1 pseudogene is annotated in these 279 nt (G+C 60.2%); it reads left to right on the top strand.

Going from position 1 to position 279, the window contains the following annotated elements:
- Nucleotides 1-42: 42 nt before the first annotated feature.
- A pseudogene (locus EN859_RS37680) lies at nucleotides 43-279 on the top strand (hypothetical protein); the annotation flags it as partial.

The raw sequence follows: 279 nt of genomic DNA, 5'->3' as shown, positions 1-279 counted from the left end.
CGAATGACCACGACACACCCTTTGAATCGTGAGGTACCACACATGCAAGAAGCCACTCAAACTGCTTCCATCGTCGACTCGCAGAACGATTATCCCGAGTACGCCGGACCTTTGTCGCTCGATACGCTGATCGATGAAGTGGAGCGCCGCCGCGACGAGTTCGATGCGATATCGCACGTGCCGCGCGACATGGTCGGCAAGATGAAGCGCGCAGGGATCTTCCGCGCCAGCACGCCAAAACGTTTCGGTGGTGACGCGCTGCCGCCGCCGCGCTTCCTG

Source organism: Mesorhizobium sp. M00.F.Ca.ET.216.01.1.1 (assembly GCF_004010325.2).
Taxonomy (GTDB): domain Bacteria; phylum Pseudomonadota; class Alphaproteobacteria; order Rhizobiales; family Rhizobiaceae; genus Mesorhizobium.
The sequence above is the reverse complement of the archived record's forward strand: the minus strand, read 5'-3'. Positions and strand labels throughout refer to the sequence as shown.